Annotated in this window: 15 protein-coding genes; 11 read left to right on the top strand and 4 right to left on the bottom strand. The window is 45.4% G+C overall.

The features are described from left to right. The first annotated feature begins 2 nt into the window (after positions 1–2). From ACMUEV_RS10100 to ACMUEV_RS10080, 5 genes are all read left to right on the top strand, one after another. Positions 3–938, top strand: a complete 936-nt coding sequence (locus tag ACMUEV_RS10100; protein ID WP_190652678.1) for an FkbM family methyltransferase — start codon at positions 3–5, stop codon at positions 936–938. Further along, positions 935–2,101: a glycosyltransferase family 4 protein gene (locus ACMUEV_RS10095; protein WP_190652679.1), complete on the top strand. Its 1,167-nt coding sequence runs from the start codon at positions 935–937 to the stop codon at positions 2,099–2,101. The genes ACMUEV_RS10100 and ACMUEV_RS10095 overlap by 4 nt, the downstream gene beginning before the upstream one ends. 200 nt (positions 2,102–2,301) lie before the next feature. After that, positions 2,302–2,889 (top strand): acyltransferase, encoded by a 588-nt coding sequence (locus ACMUEV_RS10090; RefSeq protein WP_017289222.1) that lies wholly within the window; start codon positions 2,302–2,304, stop codon positions 2,887–2,889. Positions 2,890–3,005: 116 nt separating this feature from the next. Then, positions 3,006–3,830 (top strand): ABC transporter permease, encoded by an 825-nt coding sequence (locus ACMUEV_RS10085; protein ID WP_017289223.1) that lies wholly within the window; start codon positions 3,006–3,008, stop codon positions 3,828–3,830. 40 nt (positions 3,831–3,870) lie between these two features. Then, positions 3,871–5,133: an ABC transporter ATP-binding protein gene (locus ACMUEV_RS10080; protein ID WP_190652680.1), complete on the top strand. Its 1,263-nt coding sequence runs from the start codon at positions 3,871–3,873 to the stop codon at positions 5,131–5,133. Here the strand turns inward: ACMUEV_RS10080 and ACMUEV_RS10075 are convergent. Then, positions 5,123–6,175 carry a glycosyltransferase family 1 protein gene (locus ACMUEV_RS10075; RefSeq protein ID WP_190652681.1) on the bottom strand — a complete coding sequence of 351 codons (1,053 nt, stop codon included), beginning with the start codon at positions 6,173–6,175 and terminating at the stop codon, positions 5,123–5,125. The genes ACMUEV_RS10080 and ACMUEV_RS10075 overlap by 11 nt on opposite strands. A gap of 139 nt (positions 6,176–6,314) precedes the next feature. Here ACMUEV_RS10075 and ACMUEV_RS10070 point away from each other — a divergent pair, with 139 nt between their 5' ends. The 6 genes from ACMUEV_RS10070 (at position 6,315) to ACMUEV_RS10045 (ending at position 12,278) form a co-directional block, all read left to right on the top strand. Further along, on the top strand, positions 6,315–7,484 hold the full coding sequence (locus ACMUEV_RS10070) for a glycosyltransferase family 4 protein (RefSeq protein ID WP_190652682.1): 1,170 nt from the start codon (positions 6,315–6,317) through the stop codon (positions 7,482–7,484). 8 nt (positions 7,485–7,492) lie between these two features. Then, positions 7,493–8,239: a class I SAM-dependent methyltransferase gene (locus ACMUEV_RS10065; RefSeq protein WP_190652683.1), complete on the top strand. Its 747-nt coding sequence runs from the start codon at positions 7,493–7,495 to the stop codon at positions 8,237–8,239. Continuing rightward, positions 8,232–8,657 (top strand): FkbM family methyltransferase, encoded by a 426-nt coding sequence (locus ACMUEV_RS10060; RefSeq protein ID WP_190652684.1) that lies wholly within the window; start codon positions 8,232–8,234, stop codon positions 8,655–8,657. Before ACMUEV_RS10065 ends, ACMUEV_RS10060 begins: the two co-directional genes overlap by 8 nt. A gap of 4 nt (positions 8,658–8,661) precedes the next feature. Continuing rightward, positions 8,662–9,774, top strand: coding sequence for a glycosyltransferase (locus tag ACMUEV_RS10055; RefSeq protein ID WP_190652685.1), 1,113 nt, complete (start codon positions 8,662–8,664; stop codon positions 9,772–9,774). After that, positions 9,771–10,973, top strand: a complete 1,203-nt coding sequence (locus ACMUEV_RS10050) for a glycosyltransferase family 4 protein (protein WP_190652686.1) — start codon at positions 9,771–9,773, stop codon at positions 10,971–10,973. Before ACMUEV_RS10055 ends, ACMUEV_RS10050 begins: the two co-directional genes overlap by 4 nt. Before the next feature lie 204 nt (positions 10,974–11,177). Further along, on the top strand, positions 11,178–12,278 hold the full coding sequence (locus ACMUEV_RS10045; protein WP_190652687.1) for a saccharopine dehydrogenase family protein: 1,101 nt from the start codon (positions 11,178–11,180) through the stop codon (positions 12,276–12,278). Here ACMUEV_RS10045 and ACMUEV_RS10040 read toward each other — a convergent pair. From ACMUEV_RS10040 to pbpC, 3 genes are all read right to left on the bottom strand, one after another. Further along, positions 12,270–12,656: a hypothetical protein gene (locus tag ACMUEV_RS10040; RefSeq protein ID WP_190652688.1), complete on the bottom strand. Its 387-nt coding sequence runs from the start codon at positions 12,654–12,656 to the stop codon at positions 12,270–12,272. The genes ACMUEV_RS10045 and ACMUEV_RS10040 overlap by 9 nt on opposite strands. Positions 12,657–12,997: 341 nt before the next feature. Continuing rightward, positions 12,998–18,745 (bottom strand): alpha-2-macroglobulin family protein, encoded by a 5,748-nt coding sequence (locus ACMUEV_RS10035; protein ID WP_190652689.1) that lies wholly within the window; start codon positions 18,743–18,745, stop codon positions 12,998–13,000. Positions 18,746–18,831: 86 nt separating this feature from the next. Continuing rightward, on the bottom strand, positions 18,832–21,135 hold the full coding sequence (pbpC, locus tag ACMUEV_RS10030; protein WP_190652690.1) for a penicillin-binding protein 1C: 2,304 nt from the start codon (positions 21,133–21,135) through the stop codon (positions 18,832–18,834). Positions 21,136–21,538: the final 403 nt, after the last annotated feature.

Below are 21,538 nucleotides of genomic sequence, written 5' to 3'. Positions count from 1 at the left end.
CTATGCAACTGGCGATTACTCGTACTCCAAACACCGTTGAGAAATGCATCTTGCATTCTGTGAGCCATCTTTTTCGCTACTGGGTGAAGAGAGGGCGTAATCTACTCTTTTGGGCTGTCCCGCAGGATGCAATTTTTGACTATGATTTTACTGTCTTAGAGCAAGGCAAACCTTACTCAGGTAATCTCAAATTTGGCATTGATTATCAAGTCTTCTTTTCGCAGCCTTATGAACCCCAAAATGCTCAAATTTTGACTACGATAGCAACTTGCCTTGCTCAATTTCGCCGTTCGGTTCATTTTATTGATGTTGGTGCAAACGTCGGCTTTACTTCTAATTTGATGTTGGGCAAAGTCGATTCGATTCATAGCTTTGAGCCACATCCTAAAATTTTTCAATCACTGCTTGCAAAATGGAAGAATTACGCCGATCACACTTGGCAAATTCACCCCTTTGGACTAGGGGCACAGGAAATCGAGCTAGCATACTACGAACCTGCTTCTCACAATACGGGAACAGGTTCTTTCGTAGCGGGTGCATCTTGGAATCAGAATATTCCGATTGCTCTACCGATTCGCAAAGGTGATCAAGTTTTGACTGAGCTTGAAGTTTCTGAAGTTGCTCTAATCAAGATTGATGTAGAAGGATTTGAACCTTTTGTACTTCAAGGACTTTCAGAAACCCTCAAACGCGATCGACCTGTGATTTTGATGGAGCTTTCAACGCTGACCGATCAAATTTTGAAGGAGCACAACCTCTCTTTACAAGCACTGCTGTATGAAGATGCGATCGCAGTCGCAATCCACCCTCAGGCTCACGGAAAATTTCAGCTAGAAGTGCAAGATTTCAGCCAGCTTGAATCTAGACATCAAGACATTCTGATTTTGCCTGCTGAACAGGCTAAGGTAATTTTGGAACAGTTCGAGAGCTTGAGATGATTATTGGACATTACATTCATCATCTTGAAGGTCAAGGGGGAGTCGAGGTCTATCTGAAACGGATTGCAGGGGCACAACAAGCCGCTGGTCATACTGTCTATTACTTTTCTAAGTACACAAGTCCATCAGACCACAATTCAGCGATCGCAGCAGAGACAGAAGCATCGCTATACGAACAAGCAAAACGTCTAGGAGTGGAGCTTTTACATCTTCATGCTAGTGTGAGTCTTGCGCCTCCCGAAGACTTTGTGACGATTAGAACAATGCATGGACATCAGGCTTACTGTCCAAGCGGAAGTAAATACTTAAAGCGACAAGGAACTCCTTGCGATCGCGCTTATAGTTTGCAGGGGTGTTTGTGGGGGCATCTGATTGATCACTGTGGAAGTATCCGTCCCCACCGATTAGCGGAGAACTTCCAGACGTTGTTCAATGAGAAGCGAATTCTAGCAAAAATTCCAGTTTTGACGAATAGCGAGTTTGTCACAGAACACATGATTGCCGAAGGTTATCCACCTCATTTAATTCACACACTATACGTGTGTGCAACAGAAGTCGCGCATGTTCAAGAGCCACCTCAAATCGGAATTCCTCACTTCGCGTTTTTAGGGCGCTTAGTTCCTGAAAAAGGAGTAGTTTGGTTGCTTCGCGCGCTCGCACAAGTTAAAGTGCCAGTTCATCTCGATATTGCAGGAGTTGGCAATCAAACTGCAACCTTGCAAACGATGATTCAACAGCTTGGTTTAGCAGATCGAGTCACCTTGCATGGCTGGCTCAATATGGAAGCAAGTTATCAACTGATTCAGCGATCGAGAGCTTTAATTTTTCCATCGGTTTGGCACGAGCCTGCTGGACTTGTCGCTTATGAAGCGATGCTCAATGCGAGAGCGACGATTGCCAGCCGGGTTGGAGGCATTCCTGAAGGCGTTTTGGATGGAGTCACAGGATTGCTTGTTGAGCCAAACGATATTGCAGGATTAGCTAATCATATAGAACGTCTAGCAACTGATTGGGCTTTGGCAAAGCAACTTGGCGAAAATGGTCGGCGCATGGCACAACAATCCTTTGGGCTGCAAAATCATATGCAAAAATTGATGCAGTTTTATGAGCAGGTGATGCGATCGAGCAAAGATCAGCCTCTCGGCTTGAGCAATTGCTCGTAGTTTCACGGAATGAACTGCAATATAGAGGGTGCAAGTCGTAATCTCACGGGCGATTTTACACGCACTTCTTGATTGAATGATGAATCATCTCAGTCCGTAATCCTGCTGAAAATATAACGTACTCTAAAATCCTAAAAAAAAGATCCTGTTCAAATTTTCATGCAGTATTAAACCGAAAGTGTTCTTCTTTTACCAATATCATGGTTGCTTTAGCCCCAGATTTTCAGAAAACCGCCTTTAAGTTCTTGATTGGGTTGAAGTACATTGCAGTAGAAGCAGTTTTGTATGTTGCAAATCATATTCTTAATAAGCTCCCTTCTCATCATCTGCGGCTGTTCTACTATCGGCATTTTTTGAGATTCCGGATTGGGCAAGGAAGCTTTATTTTCTTAGGAACCTGCTTTGATGCCAAAAATGGTTTTATCATGGGCGATAATTCGGTGATTAATCAGAAATGTCGTATCGACACACGGGGTGGAGTCACGATCGGTAGAAATGTCTCTATTTCTGCTGAGGTTTGTATTCTGACCGCAGATCATAACTTGCAGTGCTCTGAATTCTTAGGACAAGTACGCCCTGTTGTGATTGAAGACTATGTGTTTATTGGGACACGCGCTATGATCCTGCCAGGCGTAACGTTAGGCGAAGGGTGTGCTGTTGCCGCTGGTGCTGTTGTGACGCGCAATGTTCCAGCTTTTACGATCGTTGGGGGCATTCCAGCAAAGCCGATTGGAACTCGCTCAACCGAATTAAGCTATACGATTCACTACAATCGATTATTTAACTGAATAATCTAGTAATTCTACAGGCGATTTTATACGAACTCGCTGATTGAATGATTCAGTCATCTCAGTCCGTAATCCTGCTGAAAATATAACTTGCTCTAAATCAGGAATCAACAGAAATGCACTTAGAAGAGTTAACGCTGGAAGCGGGGCGCATCGATCGACAATATTGGAGAGATTTGTGGAAGTACCGTGAACTCCTGTATTTCTTAGCTTGGCGAGATATTTTAGTCCGGTATAAACAGACTGCGATCGGCATTGCTTGGGCACTGTTACGTCCCTTGTTAACCATGATCGTCTTTTCAGTGATCTTTGGTGGATTAGCAAAACTTCCCGCTCAAGGTGTGCCCTATCCGATTCTTGTGTTCTCTGCAATGCTGCCTTGGCAGTTCTTCTCCAATGCTCTAAGCGACTCTAGCAATAGCTTAACTGCCAATTCAAATCTGCTCTCCAAAGTCTACTTTCCTAGGCTGCTTGTTCCGATGAGCAGTGTGATTGTCAGCTTTGTAGACTTCCTGATTTCCGGAATGGTCTTACTCGGATTAATGGCATGGTATAACTTTGTGCCCAACTGGCGGATTCTGACCCTTCCGGCTTTTATTCTCATTGCTTTTGCTGCTGCGATTGGTGCAGGGTTATGGCTAGCAGCATTGAATGTGAAGTACCGAGATTTTCGATATATTGTTCCTTTTATCGTTCAATTTGGATTGTATGTGTCGCCTGTGGGATTTAGCAGTAATATTGTCCCAGAACAATGGCGCTGGCTCTATTCACTCAATCCGATGGTCGGCGTGATAGATGGATTTCGCTGGGCGATTTTGGGTGAAAATGCAACACTGCATTTACCTGGATTTATCACATCTCTAACTTTGGTGCTGCTGCTGCTGATTAGCGGAATCCGCTATTTCCGCAAGATGGAAGAATCCTTCGCAGATATCATTTAGTTTTCTAGACGTTGAGAATTGATGAAAAGGAGTTTGATGCATGTCTAGCCCAGCAATTCGAGTTGAAAATCTCGGTAAGAAATATATGCTGCGGCATCAGAAAGGAGAGCACTATGTGGCGTTGCGAGACGTACTCGTCAAGCGTGCGCGCTCAGTGTTCAATCCTTTGACCCGATCGTCTCAATCTTCTCGCGATCGCGAGGAATTTTGGGCACTGCAAGATGTGTCATTTGAAATTCAACAAGGCGATCGTGTCGGCATCATCGGGCGCAACGGGGCTGGAAAATCTACTTTACTGAAACTCTTGAGTCGAATTACTCGACCGACAACCGGAAAGATCCGCCTGCGGGGACGAGTTGCGAGCTTATTAGAAGTTGGAACTGGATTTCATCCTGAACTGACAGGACGTGAAAATATCTTTCTCAACGGCGCGATTCTAGGCATGAGCAAAGCCGAGATTCAACGCAAGTTTGATGAAATCGTTGCGTTTGCAGAAATTGAGAAGTTTTTAGATACGCCTGTCAAGCGGTATTCCTCTGGAATGTATGTGCGGCTTGCATTTGCTGTTGCTGCTCACTTAGAACCAGAAATTCTGATTGTGGATGAAGTGCTAGCAGTTGGAGATGCACAGTTTCAAAAGAAGTGCTTAACCAAGATGGATACAGTTGCAGAAGAAGGCAGAACTGTTTTATTTGTCAGCCATAACATTGCTGTGATGCAGAACCTTTGCAATCAAGCCATTTGGCTTAGAGATGGGCAGATTGTCCTATCTGGCTCAATTCGCACCGTGGCTGATCAATACTTAGGCTCTACGTTTCAGTCTACCAATCCAGTTATTGATCTTCGCACAGCAGAGCGAAAGTATTGTGCCGAAGATAAACTGCGACTGTTAGCCATAACCTTCAATCAGGGTCGAGAGATTTTGTATGGAGAGACGTTGACGATTCAACTTGAGTACGAAGCCTACCAACCCATTCAGGAAGTTGCATTTGGAATCGGCTTCAATTCACTTGCAGGAACTCGACTAATGACTCTCGATAGTGAAGTGTCTGGTCGTTTCTGGAACTTCTCACGAGATACTGGCACAATTCAAATGCAGTTAGAAAACCTTCCTCTTCAGCCAGGTCGCTATCTGCTTGATCTGGTTGCTCGGTTGGAGTCTGGCAGAATCTTGGACTATTTACCTGGATGCTGGCAGATAGAGGTTTTGCCAGGTTTACAGACTCCAAATATTCTGCTCCGGGATTCAGGGGGCGTGCAGTTGCGATCGCATTGGCAGCACTTAGCCGTTGCTAGAGTTTGATAAATAATTCTAAGGATTGAGCGATCGATTGAGCTTGAACTTTCAGAGAATGAGTTTGATACCAGGTATATGCTGCTGTTGAGATCGCTTGTGCCTGATTGAGATCTAACTTACAATTTGCTAGCCAGTAATGACGATTCATTTCAAGCCCGTCTTGATTATGCAAGCGAGATGAGATAACAATCGGTAAAAGACCATGCGAACAATAACTCGCGAAGATACCTGATTTTGCTAAGGAATCCATTGGATAGTCTACTACTGCTGCGCTCGCACGACTCAAAATCTGGCTAATCTGTTCTGCGGGTTGAATTCCGAGTTGACGAATCGGCAAATCAGATTTGAGTTTGATATCCGCTCCAATATCCAGAATCGTCTGAACTTCTAGGCTTTGGCAGATTCGCTTGAGCAGTGATGTCTGCTGATAAATTCGCTGGCGCGTACTGGAACTGCCGAAGATCACTAATTCTCGCGATCGCGCTTGCAACGGTATCGGATGGGTAATCTCTCCAATATTGGAGAAAACAGGGAGCGTTGTAACCTCTCGATGATGGCTGAGCATTTGAATCTTTTCAGCGTAGCATTGGCGATTTGTGAAAACCCGATCGCTGATCTGCATCAACTGAATCGCTAATTTCTTTTGTAGAGGTGATGTTAGTAATGCACTACTTAGAAGTGGACGCGTGGCATAGAGTTCGTGAAACATTGTTATCAAGCGTCCGCCCATCTTGCACCACTCTGTGAGCGCTTGAACTAACCAAAATGGGCAGCCTCGTTTCGCATACCCATGTCCTGCATAGTGGAGAAAAACGACCTGATCTAGAGGAGGTAATAATGCGGATAGGGCTTGCGGTGATCTTACTGAAACCGTTGAAGAGTGGGAAAGCGTATTACTACTCCAATTTGGATCGCCTACGATAAAGCGAGTTCGTACTCCATAATCCGCGAAAAGCTGTTGAGCCAGCCGAAAACCATAGTCTCCTAATCCATCGATCTCTGGCGGCAACTTCGGCACGATCGTGATTATTTCCTTGAGAGTTTGCATAAAATTGCTGTGATTTTGCAGAATTAGAATTTAGATTGAGTGTTTCTACGGTGGGTAGAATTGCATAAAAATTAGATAGTTCAGTGTGATTAAACCAGCGATCGACGAGCCTTAGTTTTACCTTAAATTTTGCAAGTGAATGCAGTTTTCTTCTCGTAAACTCCTGACCATTGGACATTCCTACATTGTTCCGCTCAATCGCCGCCTCGCCAATGAGATGGCGCGCATTAGTGGATCAGACTGGGATATTACGATCGTTTCACCTTTAGCATTAAAAGGCGATTTAAGACCTTTACAACTTCGGCAAGATCAAGACGATCGCTGTGTGCTAGAGGGAGTTTCGATGCGTTGGCAACAGCCAACCCATTTGATGATGTATCACGATCGCCTCCGAGAAATTCTTCAGCAAAAGTGGGATCTAGTTCATTGCTGGCAAGAGCCTTATGTGGTGTCAGGAGGGCAGGTTGCACGATGGACTCAGCCTAAAACGCCACTTGTCTATTTCACCTGCCAGAACAATCCAAAGTCCTATCCACCCCCGTTCAATTGGATTGAAACCTATTCGATGCAACGTGCGACAGCTTGGATTTATGCAGGTCAGACCGTCGCAAATACACTAAAGCAGCGTCGTCACTATGATCTGCCAACTCGACATATTCCGCATGGCGTTGATGTGGAGCTATTTGCACCCGATCTTGCTGCAAGGCAGAAGGTTCGACAGCAGTTGGAATGGGACACAGGGGATGTGCCTGTGATTGGTTTTTTAGGGCGGTTTGTACCTGAGAAAGGGCTAGAGCTATTGATGCGATCGCTCGATCAAATTTCGCAGCCTTGGCGTGCTCTGTTTGTTGGCACGGGAGGAATGGAAGCGGATTTACGATCTTGGGGTGCGCGTTATGGCGATCGAGTGCGTGTCTGTACGACCGTGAGACATGATCAAGTTCCGCACTATCTGAATGCGATGGATCTGCTTTGCGCGCCAAGCCAGACGACAAAAAGCTGGCGTGAGCAATTTGGCAGAATGTTAATTGAAGCATTTGCTACTGGAATCCCGGTAATTGGCAGTGATAGTGGAGAAATTCCTTATGTGATTGGCGATGCTGGGATTGTTGTTAAAGAAAAGGATCAGACAGCTTGGGTACAGGCAATCTCGATGTTGTTGAATGATCCAGACCAAAGAAATGTCTTCTCAAAAAAAGGACTCGATAGGGCACATTCGACCTATAGCTGGTCAGTCGTTGCACGACAACATTTAGAGTTTTTCGACTCGATTTTAGAAAGAAGTAATTCGCTGATCTCACTTTACTAATCAAACCGATGCAAGCAACCACTTGGATTCGCCCGGAAAGTCTATCGCTCTTAGATGTAGGCTGTAATGTTGGTGCTTTTCTCAAAACCTGTCAGCAAGCAATGCCGAGATTGAAGCTTGCAGGGGTTGAAATTAATGAAACCGCACTTGCGATCGCACAACGTCAACTACCTGGAATTGATCTGCATCATACGTCAGCAGAAGATTTACCTTTTGCTGCAGAATCCTTTGACTGTATCACTTGCTTGGAAGTCTTAGAACATATTCCAGCTAAATCACGAGCGAACAGCTTGCAAGAAATTCGACGAGTACTGAGACAGGGCGGACAGCTAATTGTAAGTACTCCACATCAGGGTTGGTTTGCCTGGATGGACTCGAACAACATTCGCTATCGTTTACCAACACTTTATCGCTGGGTGGTTCAACGTGGACTCCGCGATAGTGTGTATGAGCGTCGGGGTTGTCAAGTTGAATGGCATGAGCATTTCACATTAGAAGCATTAATCGCAATTGCAGGTTCAGGTTGGAAAGTTATCAGCGTCAGGCGAGGCGGCTTGTTTCTCTATCCTCTGATGGATTGGTTGAGTTGGTTCTTTTATCGAAAGAACTTAAGTGAGCATCCCATTCGCCAATTATTTGAGCGGATTGCCAGTTGGGATGACTCGATCGATTATGGTCAAGCTTCTTACCGGATCTGTGTTGTACTGCAAAAAATAGATACTGTTGAGAGTCGAGAGGATGCTGAAAATGCTTAGGTCTATTGTTCGTAATTCAATTGCAGCACCGCTTAGAGCTTTACCTTACTTTCGGGGAAAATATCGTTTAGCTTCAGCCCTCATTCCATTGCTGACGGACTATCAGAATGAGCAAGATTGTCTGGTTGTAGATATTGAGGGAGCCGAACTTGAGTTTCTGAGAGGCGGACAAAAATTTCTAGCGACTCATCGCCCGATTATCTATGGTGAGTTTAACCCTGACTGGTGTCAGCAGTTTGGCTACTCTTTCCTAGATGTTGCAGAATTTTTCTCGTCTTGGAACTATCACTTCTATCAGCAAATCGGGCGAGATTGTTTTATTCCTGTCCAAACTATCACACCCACTTTGCAAGATGTTTTACTGATTCCAGCAGAGACAAGTGTGGAGACTTTAGCAAAGTTGGGAGTAAAAGGTTAAATTCATGCGTGCTGCTTTACTCTGTGACTATCCCGAAGAACAATGGCACAGTATGGATCTCTGTGCTCAAATGCTGTTGAGCCATTGGCGTATGGATCGCAGATGGCAACTTGATCCGATCCGTCCTCCTTTTCATCATCGAGTGGCTCGTCTCCCGAAGTTAAGAGGTCGAAAAGTTGCCTTTAATAGCGATCGCTTACTGAATCGCTTTTGGGATTATCCAAACTATGTGAAAAGGCTAGCATCGCAATTTGATATTTTTCATGTGTGTGATCATAGCTATGCTCAGTTAGTGCACGAGCTTCCCGCAGAGCGAACAGGAGTGTATTGTCATGATATTGATGCATTTCGATCGTTGATTGAACCAGGACAGGAACCTCGACCCGGTTGGTATCGAGCAATGTCTCAGCGAATTTTAGATGGATTGCAAAAAGCAGCGATCGTCTTTTATTCGACGGCTTCGGTTCGACAGCAACTTGAACATTATCAGTTAGTCAACCCTGATCGTCTAATTCAAGCCTCTTATGGCATTTCTCTAGAGTTTTCTCCAATTGAGACAGCACCATCGCTGTTTCCAGAACTAGCAGACTTTCCGTTCATTTTGCATGTGGGAAGCTGTATTCCTCGGAAGCGAATTGATGTTTTGCTGGATGTGTTTGCACAGTTGCGCGATCGACATCCCAATTTGCGATTAGTCAAAGTCGGCGGAGACTGGACTTCAGAGCAGAATGAACAACTCGATCGTCTAGAGATTCGCTCTCGTCTGATTCAGTTTCATAACCTTTCAACTTATGAAATTGCTGCACTTTATCGTCGCTCTGCGGCTGTTCTCGTCACTAGTCAGGCAGAAGGCTTTGGCTTGCCTGTGATTGAGTCGTTAGCTTGTGGTGCGATCGCAGTTGTCAGCGATTTACCTGTGTTGCGAGAAGTGGGGGGAGAAGCAGCCATTTATTGCCCAGTCGGTGAGATTGCTACTTGGGTAGAAACGGTAGATGCGGTATTGGTCGGGCAACGAACACCAGAGAAGTCATTGAGACTCGCTCAAGCCAGTCGATACTCTTGGCAAACTCACACGAAAGCCATTACTCAAGCTTACTTACAATTAGGAGCACGATGAAACTACTGTTCTTTAATCAAGTTGGGTTTATTGGTGGTGCAGAGCGAATTTTACTGAGTTCGATCGCGGCTTTGCGATCGCGGCAACCGAATGCTGAGATTACTTTAATTGTCGGATCATCGGGTGCTTTGATTGAGGCAGCAGAGGCGCTCGGTGTGCAAGTGATTTGTCTATCGATGCCTACTGTGATGAGTCGGATTGGAGATAGCCATCTCAAAGGAGAATTCCGATTTGCTAAGAAAGCCAAAACATTCTTACAAATTATGCGATCGCTGAGTGCTATTCTCAGCTACTTAAAAAGATTAAAGCAACTCATTCGCAGAATTCAACCGGATCTGATTCACTCAAACGGAGTTAAAGCTCATGCTTTACTTGGATTACTCGGTCAGCTAAATTGCCCAGTGATCTGGCATATTCAAGATTTTTATAGCACGCGCCCAATTATGGCGAAAGTTCTTCAGAGGTTGAATCGATCTGCAACTGGAGCGATCGCGCTTTCTCAGGCCGTGAAAAATGATGCTCAAGCTTTAATGCAAGTCCCGATTGAAGTGATTTATCCGGCGATTGATCATCAATACTTTCGGATTGAAGGAAAGCGATCGCCTGTTTTACGGATTGGTTTAGTCGCGACGTTTGCACGCTGGAAAGGGCATGACATTTTTCTGAAAGCTGCTGCACAAGTGATGTCAGAAATTCGAGGGGTGTCGATTCAATTTCAGATTGTCGGTGCGCCTATCTACAGCACCCAAGGCTCACAGTTTTCGCTAGAAGAACTACAGACCAATGTTGCAAAGCTAGGGCTAGAACAGGTTGTTGAGTTTGTTGGATTTCAGCCAGATACAGTTTCTATCTATGAAAACCTAGATATTGTTGTTCATGCAAGTACCCAACCAGAGCCTTTCGGCTTAGTGATTGCAGAAGCGATGGCATTTGGAAAAGCAGTGATTGTTGCAAATGCGGGAGGGGCTGCAGAATTGGTCAACAATTATGAAGATGCGATCGCAGTTCCGCCTGGAGACGTTCAAGCACTTGCACAAGCTTTGATTCAACTGATTCGGAATCCGCAGATGCGGCAAGAGCTAGGACGAAATGCAAGACGAACTGCGATCGAGAAATTTAATCGCGATCGCATGGCAGATGAATTGCTGACTCTTTACGATCGCTGGGGTGGACTCCATCAAACGCTCTGCATCTTCTAAATTTCATGAAACTCTGCAAAATCATTTCTAAGAAGTCTTTTGGATGAATTTTTGCGCCAAAGAAAGACCTATTCAGAGATCGACGGCTTATCCAGCACTCTGCATTGCATGGTTGCTAACAAATCGTTTCTTCTACCCTCAAAAGCAGAGACGTGACGTGCCTCATCTCTCCTACAATGAAAAGCGGAGATGTTATGAAGCCTCATGACCAAGCAAGTTCTGATCCTCGGTGGCAGTGGGCGCATCGGGAGTAAAGTTGCCGAAGACCTAATCGCGCATACCTCAGCCAACATTACGATCGCTGGACGCAATCTGGTTACAGGCAACTCAATCTGTCAGCAATTGGGCGATCGCGCTCAATTTAAAGCGATCGATTTAACGGCTCCCTCAGACCTGAGAGCGGCAGTTTCGCAAGCCGATCTAGTCGTTCATTGTGCCGGACCGTTTCATTATCGCGATGCCAGCGTCTTGCAAATTTGCATTGACGAAGGCGTTAACTATATTGATGTCAGTGATCATCCTTCTTTCACGCGCAAGGCATTAGCATATCGTGCCAATGCTGAATCTGCTGATGTGACGGCTGTGATTAACACAGGTATTTTCCCTGGTATTTCTAATAGCATGGTGCGGCGTGATGTTGAACAGCTTGATCATGCAGAGAAAATTCATTTAAGTTATGTGGTCGCAGGTTCTGGGGGTGCAGGTGTCACGGTGATGCGAACGACATTTCTTGGATTACAGCGCCCGTTTGAAGCTTGGATCGATGGCGATTGGAAAACGGTGAAGCCTTATAGTGATCGAGAAGTAATCGACTTCCCGAAATACGGCAAAGTCGGGGTTTACTGGTTTGATATGCCAGAAGCATTTACGCTTCCCGATACGTTCCCAGTGAAAACAGTGGTTACAAAATTCGCCACGGTTCCCCAGTTTTATAACTATCTGACTTGGAGCGTGGCTCGCTGGTGGCATCCGAAGCTTTTGCAAACGAAAGCCGTGATCGAATTTTTATCGTATGTCAGCCATTTTATGACCGATGTGAGCGATCGTTTTAGTGGCATTGGGGTGGCAATTCGATCGGAAGTGACCGGAGAAAAGAACGGTCAACCGACTCGCTGTGTTTCAACCTTGACGCACTTGGATACTGCGGTTTCGGCAGGAATTGGGACGGGAACGGTTGCAGAAATGCTGCTCTCTGGTGAATTGAAAAAACCAGGAGTTTGGGCGATCGAGCAAGCATTGCCTACTGAATTGTTCGATCGCGCAATGCAGCGTCGAGGCATTGAAATTCATCAAGAATTAATCTGATTTTTGACCATCGCGCCGACCTAATTCGTAAATTCCACATCCCATACACGCTAAAATTCCGACGCTAATTGCCCAACTTTTACCTAAACCTGCTTCAACGCCAAAGTTACACAGCGCGCCTGCTCCCAAAAAAGGAAGAATGCTCAGAATCGACGCATAAAAAGCATTTTGAGCTTCTCTAGCTGCTCTCGTTCGTTCAAATTCCTCGATCGACGAATACAGCGATCGTTCGGCATAGTTAAACCAACGATTTAACTGTTCGATCACCCAATCCCCGACAGGTGAAAATCCCAAATACAGCGCCAGCGCCCAAAGACAAGCTCCCGCGATCGCACTTGGATCAATCGTGACGCTGAAGACAATTAAATCGATCGACATCTTTCTTTACCGGACAAACGCTTTAGACAAAGATATCGAAGCTGACCGATGAAAATCAACTCACACTGAAGCGAAATGGCTTAATTTCAAATTAAGAGAGGGATTGAGCCATTTTAAATTGAATTGAAGTACTGGATTGGACTGAACGATAATGCGGGTTTGAACCTGGTTGTGTCGTCAGTCCAAAAATAGTCCCAAGTTGGAATATGACCGTATTACTGGCTTTGTGCCATGATGTGCTGATTGGCTTTCAGGCAAGATACGTTAGTCGTTATAAACGCAGAGACAATTGTTCAAGTGCGCCCAAACATGCGATATTTTGACAAAGTGTCCTTTCCACCTTACTGAGTTGGGATTGCAACCATTGCTGATGCAGACCGCCCAAATTCTTCTGGTGCATACTGCAAATGGGCTTCTGCTCCTGGATAAACAAAGGTTCCAGGGGTTATCGAGCGGACTAAGTAATGCAGTGTGTAAACTCCCGCTTCAAGATGGTTTCCATAAGCCATGATGCGATCGCGGTAGATCGTTTGGTAGTCAATCTCCCAACTATCTGCTTTTGTCTGAAAATAAGGAGTTGAGGTTTGAAAACTCGTATCAATCGCTTCCAAACCTGCGGGAAGTGGATCTGTAATCACTAGATGATCAATGGGATGATCCGTAATGACTTCTAATTCAATATCCAACACTTGTCCAGGTTTTATCTGCCAAGGCTTTTCGATCGTTTGCAATCCCATTTGCATTAAGGTTTCTGTCTTATTTGCAGGATGAATTGATCTTGTGATTCGCAATCCATTGAATCGTCCAAGGGGATTTCCTTCCAGTCGATAACGATATGCTGTTAGATAGTGGAGCGTTCCTTGACCAGATTTTTGAATTTGTAAGTTATGCTGCCCTCGTGGTAGGTCTGACATTGCGATCGTTGTATTCGCACTCGGTTGTTTGTATCCTGCAAACTGTTGAGAGAGTAGAGGTTTTCCGTCGAGTTGCGCGATCGCGCTAAAGTTGGGAGGTTTGGGTAAGCGTTGGCTATATTCTGCTAAAGCGGTGAGCGCTTGAGCATTGTAGTAACTACATCCCCAAGTACCATTTTTTCTCAGAGCCAGTAAGGCAGAGAGTAATTTATCTAGGGTTTCTGCTGAACTCTTGCGATCGATCATCAGCCGCAAGGCTTCTGCTTGGGCTGTTACTGGAGAACTAAACCATTGCCACTTCTGAGGAAGATTTACGGTTGCAGTTCGTCCTGTCTCATAGATGGTTTTCTGAATTTGTTTGACCAGCATATCTGCTTCTTTTTGCCAGTCTGGGAAGCGAGAGAGGTAACGAGTTAACTTAATGCGATCGATATCGTCAAACTGCTTCCGACGTTCATATAAATCAGCTAAGAAATCATTACGTTGATCTCCAAGTTCGGCAAGTGCAATCAGCGATCGTAGTCTGATTTGGTCTTTGCAACGTTGTTCTGTGCAAAACTCATATTGCCCTGGATCTGCGAGGATCTTTTGCAAATAGGTTTTTAGTTTGCTGACTAATGTTGTATTCACCGGAAGCTTAGCAGTTGCGGCTTTTGAGAGCGCTTGTGCTACATAGGGTGAAACAAAGGGATCAGATTGTTCTGCACCAGGAAAGAAAGCAAATCCACCATCAGGACGTTGGAGCGCTTGTAAGTGTTCTAGGGCTTGGGCTGCTTGTTCCGGCGGATTGAACTCATTAAATGTTTGTCCGTAAGTTCGGGAGAGAATTTGGAGATTGGCTGCGATCGCTAACTGACTAGCAGCTGATTCTAAAAATGGGAGTTGCTCTTGATCAAAAACTTGACGTGCAGGCGCTTTAAGTTCAGGAATCAACGTACTAGCAAGCGAAATTTCTAATCCGCCTGTGCTATTGACCACATTGCGATCGATCTGGATTGGAATTTGTACTTGCCGTTCTGTTGTTCCAGTTTCTACGACTTGCTCAGTAATTTCTAGTGGTTTTACTTCTAGCGGAACTTCAAAGGCATCTGATGTATTGTTCAACTGAGTTAGGAATTGGACTTTTCCTGTGCCAGTATTGTTTGCAGTCATGGGAAAGCGATAAGCTTTTGTTCCAGATTCGATTGGAGTTTGTAAATTCGCAGATCGATCTCCCGTTAATTGCAGTGATCCGCTCACTGCTCCGTTAATTGTTAACGTACCTGATTGTCCAGTGTTGTTTGTGATAGCCACTCCTGCGTCTAATCGATCGCCCACGCGCGCGAATTGGGGCAGCACAGGATTCGCGATGAGGGGTTTCGTTGTGATAAAGGTTGCATCATGATTGCCATAGTGCATTTTTTGATCGATCGCGACTGCCATCACTCGCCATGTGGTTAAGTCATCGGGGAGTTTGACTTTCACGATCGCTTTGCCATTCGCATCGGTTAAGACTGAGCCATTATAGTAAGCTAACGGTTTGAAGTTTTTGCGGATGTGTGTGTCACCCACTCCACTGGAAAGCCCACCTCCGAAGCCCCAACCTTTATCGATCGGGGAAGCTAAGGGTTCTAGAACAACATCCGGGCGATTATCTGCAAAGCGAGTTGAGATGGCTTGTTCTGCATAGACTGTCTTAACCAAATCGGGTAGGCGATAGTTAGTGAGTTGCAACACCGCTTCATTGACAACCATCACCGTGAATTGACCTTGCACCGGATTGCTTTGAGTATTTTTCACTTCTAGCTGAATCGTTTCTTCTGCACCCGGTTGAATAGATGCTTGTTGTGGCGTCACTTGCACTTTCAAATACTGTTCATCCAAATTGGTCGTAAACGGCGTAAATCCAATCCGAACGAGTTTATCGAGCTGACCTGGCTCAACTTGTTCAACAGGTTTGCCTTGCCGGATCAGAACTGCCTCAACCGCAGCATTGGGAATCATATCTGGCGTAACTTTGAATTGAATCTGGGGTGCGCCGCCTTGGACTTTTGTGACAGTTTTGTAGATTGTGTTGTGACGCACAACCGCAAAATATAATTCTGCTTCGGGATAGGGCGATTGAATCACGACATTGGCTGTTTCACCCGGTCGATAGGATTTCTTATCCAGTTGCAATTCGAGACGATTATTGCTGTAGCGTCCACCCCAAAGGACTGGATTCTCTCCTGTGACCCAAATTTGTGAATCCGTTGCGGTTAAATCATCTTTCGCGTTTGTAAAGTTTGCTCGAATGCGATAAGAGCCTGATTCTGGCGGTGTTAATGTAGCCGTTTGCGCTGAATTTTCTGATCGGAGTTCTGCTTGACCGACAGTTTTATACTCCACTTGATCTTTCGGCGTTTGGCTTCCCTCAATGACCTGAGTTACGCTGCTATAAATCATCTGTTGGAGTTCCAGTTTCACGGATTGTCCCGCGATCGCACTTCCTTTCGGATCAGTAACAATCACTTGGAGATTGAACGGCTTGCCAGCATCCGCCACAAAATTACTTTTAAGACCAATTAAGCGATCGCTCGGCAAGGCTGTAAAGGTTTTAGAATTTGCAACCGCTAGATTTGAGACATCCGTCACTTGAGCATCAATGCGATAGGTCATCGGATAGGGTAAATTCGATGCAACTGTGACCGATTGTTGTCCTTTTCCTTGGGCGTCTAGCGCAGTTTTGTTCTGTAAGACATCGCTTTGGATCGTGGGTTCTGTTTCTGGATAAAACCATTTCCGTCCGAATGAAAATTCTTCCCAGCCTTTGGGAGCAAACTCTGCCTTCTGGCGAGTTGCATAGTATTCTACCTGTCCCCCTTCTACCGCTGGACCAAACAGATAGTTGCTTTGAGCTTGAGCGTTGATGGTTTCACCTGCCTTCGCAAACTCTTTATCGAGCGATAGATCGACTTTGAAATTCGGAGGTTTAAATTCTGCGACCCGAAACTCACCGGAAATTTCGGCTCCGGTTGTCCCTTTTGCTTGAATTGTATAGTTTCCTAATGCTTGATCTGAGGCGATCGGGACTTCTAGAGAAAAAGTACCAAACTCATTTGTCGTTTGTGCCCCTAATGTTGTTTTATTTCCTTGGGGATCAATCAGGGTGACGGTGTAGCGAATATTCTTATCCTGTTGAAGGACACCATTTTTCAGATAAGTTGCAATGCCTGTGAACCAAGCTTTTTCACCCGGTTGATAGAGTTGTCGATCGGAGAAAATCGTACCGCGCGATTCTGGTTGATCGCTATCCCATCCAGCATAGATGCCATAGCCATAGCTCCCACTCCACTTGAGCGCACGAGAAAATGCCCAGTCTTGTCCTTCACGCACGATGGTCAAGAGTTCGGGAGGTTCTGCAAAACTATCTTTGTTATCGGGAATGCAGGTTTGAATTGCTTGTGCATTGAGAATTAGAGTTCCAGCGCGATCGCTTGTTCCGGTTGCACAAGGTTGAGGTTCGGGTCTAGATTTTGCGCTTAACTGCGATCGATAAATCTCAATCTTCGCGCCATTCACCGGAGAACCATCGGATAGATGATGAACTCGAACCACTCCTGAGTCGGGAAACCACTGAGCAAAGACACCCAAATTTGTCAGTTGCACTAATCCATAAAAAGTGGGTTCACGCCATTTCTCATTGTCTTTCTCGATGTATTGGTAGGTCTGGGCTTGGACGCCATAGGCGAGCATTCCCGTCTTACTTCCAAGCTTCTCGCGGAGTGGAATCGCAATCTCAGTCGATTGATTTTTCTTTTGGACTGGAATCTTAAACGATTTCCAAGTATCAGATTTTGACAGGAGATCTTTTCCGTTTCCTTGCGGCTCAGCAGAATCGGTGTAAACCAAGTCTGTAGGCTGTACGACTCGATAAGCAGCCTTGTATTGGGAAGTTGGGAGATTGACGGCTGATAAGTTGAGTTGCACACTCTTGGTTACAGGAAAAATATTGAGTCCAGAGGGTGCCCAAAAATCTGCTGCTACTTCTCCAGTTTTGTACTCTATCGTGATAGGTTTCTCTAGCGTTTGTCCAAACTTGTCTTTTAGACCAGCACCGATCGTAATTTGATAGGTTGTCTGGGGTGCGAGTGCCCAAGGATTCAGGCTGATGACACGCTCGTTATCATAGGCTCTGAGCCAACGCGCAGGTTCTTTTGGAGATGGCTGGATAGTGACATTTTTTGCTACGGTTTCTGCCACTAAAGCATTATTGAACTTGAGTTGAGCAAATCCTTGCACAAACCGTCCAAAGGCTCCTCCTTCATTTGGTCGATCGCTGTATTCAATTCCTTGGAATGCTAAGGGTGCATAGGTCATGACCTCTCCTGTAAAGGGAGAGGTTGTCGCGAGATTGCCTTGACGGGGAAGAATTCCGGGAGCAAGTTCAAGTTGATAGCGTTTTGCTTTCTCTAAGGTTTGCCGAGGGGATAAAACATAAATCCAATCCCGCATCGCAGAATTGAATTTTTCTTGCGGATTCTCAAAGGATTGATCTGCTTCTTGGGATTGTTCTTTTTTCAGCTCTATTTGAAGTGGTATTCTTTGCTGGCTACCTTCAGGTATCAGGACTGCTTTAACCGATTCTGGAGCTAACTCTGTGTTTGAGGTGATTTCTAAGTTTGGGTTGAGTGTGATGGGTTCGATTGGTGTTGATGAATCGCTTGGTAATTTAGGTAAATCTGTGAGTTGAATCGCAGGTGTGTTAAATGTCCAAGCAAAATCTTGATTGAGCTTGTGTTGCTTTAGATCTGTAAGTCCTGCTTTCAGGGTTACTCTCACTCTTGTTGCAGTTGGTAACGCTGCATCTGCTTGAAAGCCAATCATTTTTGGTGTGAGAAAACGAAATCGACCGGGAAGTGTCGGTGTGAGTTCAAAGCGATTCAAGATGTCTCTTCGATCGGAACTTTCTAAACTCTCGATCGGGATTAATGGCTCTTTGAACCGAATCCGAATCTGTGAAAGCAGATTGGTTGCACCTGTGGGGCTAATTTGCTCAATCCAATCTGGAAGTTTGGGTGTGGGTAATGCTTCTACTGTCGAAAGCGGTTGTGCTTGCGTAACCAAGTTCAATCGATTACAGGCTGTAATTCCTAAAACGAGTGCCAGCCCCAACAAAAAATATTTCCAAGTCGTCAAAAGCCTGCGAACGGTCATTGTCTACCCCTCACACAAGCAGCGATTGCTATTTCTTTAGTAGCTGATCGCGATCGAGGAATTGCTGAAATTCCTATAATTCTTAACTAACGGCTCGCTTCAGTGAGGGAAAATCCCCGACGAGTCGATGGTTTCTCTGCCACTCCCACTTGAAAGCGAACTTGATCTGTTGAGGCTCCACTCCGAGCTTGCAATGTCCAATCGCCCGATCGTAGATTCCAAAAGAACGTATTAGAGGTTTGAGTAGCAATCTTCTCGCCATTGAGCCACCACTCTACAGGCTGTTTGGGTACTTCAGCGAGTCTAAACTGCAAGTTCTGACCTGATCCCATCTCAGGCGCGACTAGAAAATAATCGCCATTGCGCGGAGAAATGATTCTTAACGTGCCAGGAGACAGTATCGGTTCTTGTTGCATCGCGAGCCATTCATTGTATTCTGCTGGCAAATTCAGGCGGTACTGCTGTTGATCGTTTGAAATGGCTTGATAAAACGTATCTGGATGTTGTTGATACGCTGTGAGATCTTCAGGATAGAAATATTCCTGCACGATCGTGGGACAAACAGCCGTGGGACGCAATCCTGACAACGCACAGATCGGACGTTGCACCAGATCCTTAGGCAATGGCAAAGCAGCAGGTTCTCGATGTTCATGGAGATGGAGCATAATGCGGCTCCAAAGTGGTGCAGCACCTGTGACACCTGAAACTTGGCGCATCGGTTCACCATTGAAATTACCAACCCAGGTTGCAACCGTATAGTCTGTTGTAAACCCAACCGTCCATGTATCTCGAAAGTCCGATGAAGTTCCCGTTTTCACGGCTGCCGGAAACGGCAAACTCAGCACCGAATCGACGCCAAAGGATCTGGCACGCGCATATCGATCGCTCAACATATTCGTAATCAGTGACCAAGTTGATGTCGAGTAAGCACTATAGGACTGGGGATGAAGCATGGTTGATTGTCCCTGCCTTGCCATCAATAAATACGCCTGTGCCAATTCCCAAAGGCTAACTTCACCGCTTCCCAAAGTCAGTCCCAAGCCATAATAGTCAGGTGATTGATTCAGATGAGCAAAACCCAATTGATGCAATCGATCGAGAAATATCGCGACTCCCACTTTTTCTAACACTCGCACCGCTGGCACATTTAAGGAGTTTGCTAAAGCAATGCGGACACGAACTGGGCCTTGAAACGTTTCACTGTAGTCAGTTGGACTATAGAGCTTTGCTCCTGGAATGGCATAATGCGTCGGCACATCTGCTAGCACTGTATTCGGTTGAATGATTCGTTTTTCTAATGCTAGTTGATAGAGAAAGGGTTTGAGCGTTGAACCGGGTTGACGTAGCGCTTGTACGCCATCATTTTGCCCCATTTGTGAGGCAGCAAAATAATCGATCGAACCAACATACGCCAAAACATTTCCGGTTCGATTATCAAGAACAATCGCTGCTGCTTGATGAACATTATTTCTTGCTAGAGTCTCAATGACTTGTCGAGCTTGCGCTTCTACAAATTGCTGAAGAGGTAAATCAAGCGTTGTCCGAATTTGAGCGGGATGGTTTTTGGGCAGTTGGTTGGCACTCCAAAATAGAAAATGGGGTGCAGCGAGAATGCCTTGCTGCCGAGGTTGTAGCTTTACTGCTTCAGCAAAGATGCGATCGCGCTGACTTTGAGTAATGTAACCATCCTGCACCATCCGATCCAACACATACTGCTGTCGTTTCTTCAAATGCTCCCAATGCTCATAGGGATTGAGATCATTCGGATCATTCGGTAAGGCTGCTAATAGACTCGCCTGAGCTAAATTCAAATCCCGCGCTGGAATACCGAAATAAACTCTTGCTGCGGCTTCTACCCCATAAATATTGCCACCCATCGGTAGACGATTGAGATATGCCTGAAGGATTTCATCTTTACTCATTCCGGCAAATAACCGCCAGGACAGCCAAATTTCCTGAATCTTTCCCCAAGCTGTACGCGGGCTTGGTTCCAGCATTCGTGCAAGCTGCATCGTAATTGTGGAAGCACCGCTAACAATCCGACGCGCTTGAATTGCTTCTGCAATCGCTCGAATCCCTGCTTTGAGATCTACCGCTCCATGATGATAAAATCCTTGATCTTCCGCCGCTAGAATAGCTTGAACCAAATTCGGTGAAACTGCATTGAGTGAAACAACCGCAGTATGGTCTTGATCGCGAGTGAGCAAGGTTCCTAACGGCAAACCATTGCGGTCTTGGAATTCGATGGCTTGATCGTTTTGGGCAATGTCAGAAGCTCGAATCGGCGCGAGATAGGGGAGCGATCGTAGAAGAATGCCACTGAGGAGCAAAACGATGACGATCGTAAAGTAGGAGCGACGTTTAGTAGAGAAAAATCGGCGGTTCCTCATGAGATGTAGAAGACTCCCAGCCCTTAAATTGCTATTAAATGAGATGGAACCAGCAACGTCAAGGACAAGTTATCTATCGTTGCATCGATCGTATAACTACACCAAGCAACGGGAAGAACTTGAAAATTCCCGGCAGAGACGCGACAGTGAAAGTTCTGAGAGAGCATCGCGGACGACACAAGCATATGGGTATTAAGGTGCTGCTGCGGATTCCGAAATATGCTTACTGAAGTTGCATATGCCTTTATGACCTTAAGTTTCCTTCAGAAGATTTCTGCGTGCAAACTTCCAGAGTTCGATCCATGTCTCTTCATATCGCTGTGGTGTAAACGAACCCGAAGAAGACGGTAATTACGGCAATGGAAAAATTAAAAAGCGTTTTACACTTCGTTACATTAGAGAA

This window comes from Leptolyngbya sp. FACHB-1624, assembly GCF_047649235.1.
Lineage (GTDB): Bacteria > Cyanobacteriota > Cyanobacteriia > Leptolyngbyales > Leptolyngbyaceae > Leptolyngbya > Leptolyngbya boryana.
This window is presented reverse-complemented; position numbering and strand designations above follow the sequence as displayed.

What these genes read in the sequence shown, in the direction of transcription:
- ACMUEV_RS10100 (WP_190652678.1), top strand. Translation starts at nt 3, where the DNA reads ATGCAACTGGCGATTACTCGTACTCCAAACACCGTTGAGAAATGCATC.
- pbpC (WP_190652690.1), bottom strand. Translation starts at nt 21,135, where the DNA reads ATGAGGAACCGCCGATTTTTCTCTACTAAACGTCGCTCCTACTTTACG.
- ACMUEV_RS10055 (WP_190652685.1), top strand. Translation starts at nt 8,662, where the DNA reads ATGCGTGCTGCTTTACTCTGTGACTATCCCGAAGAACAATGGCACAGT.
- ACMUEV_RS10070 (WP_190652682.1), top strand. Translation starts at nt 6,315, where the DNA reads ATGCAGTTTTCTTCTCGTAAACTCCTGACCATTGGACATTCCTACATT.
- ACMUEV_RS10090 (WP_017289222.1), top strand. Translation starts at nt 2,302, where the DNA reads ATGGTTGCTTTAGCCCCAGATTTTCAGAAAACCGCCTTTAAGTTCTTG.
- ACMUEV_RS10040 (WP_190652688.1), bottom strand. Translation starts at nt 12,656, where the DNA reads ATGTCGATCGATTTAATTGTCTTCAGCGTCACGATTGATCCAAGTGCG.
- ACMUEV_RS10085 (WP_017289223.1), top strand. Translation starts at nt 3,006, where the DNA reads ATGCACTTAGAAGAGTTAACGCTGGAAGCGGGGCGCATCGATCGACAA.
- ACMUEV_RS10050 (WP_190652686.1), top strand. Translation starts at nt 9,771, where the DNA reads ATGAAACTACTGTTCTTTAATCAAGTTGGGTTTATTGGTGGTGCAGAG.
- ACMUEV_RS10060 (WP_190652684.1), top strand. Translation starts at nt 8,232, where the DNA reads ATGCTTAGGTCTATTGTTCGTAATTCAATTGCAGCACCGCTTAGAGCT.
- ACMUEV_RS10065 (WP_190652683.1), top strand. Translation starts at nt 7,493, where the DNA reads ATGCAAGCAACCACTTGGATTCGCCCGGAAAGTCTATCGCTCTTAGAT.
- ACMUEV_RS10045 (WP_190652687.1), top strand. Translation starts at nt 11,178, where the DNA reads ATGACCAAGCAAGTTCTGATCCTCGGTGGCAGTGGGCGCATCGGGAGT.
- ACMUEV_RS10080 (WP_190652680.1), top strand. Translation starts at nt 3,871, where the DNA reads ATGTCTAGCCCAGCAATTCGAGTTGAAAATCTCGGTAAGAAATATATG.
- ACMUEV_RS10095 (WP_190652679.1), top strand. Translation starts at nt 935, where the DNA reads ATGATTATTGGACATTACATTCATCATCTTGAAGGTCAAGGGGGAGTC.
- ACMUEV_RS10075 (WP_190652681.1), bottom strand. Translation starts at nt 6,175, where the DNA reads ATGCAAACTCTCAAGGAAATAATCACGATCGTGCCGAAGTTGCCGCCA.
- ACMUEV_RS10035 (WP_190652689.1), bottom strand. Translation starts at nt 18,745, where the DNA reads ATGACCGTTCGCAGGCTTTTGACGACTTGGAAATATTTTTTGTTGGGG.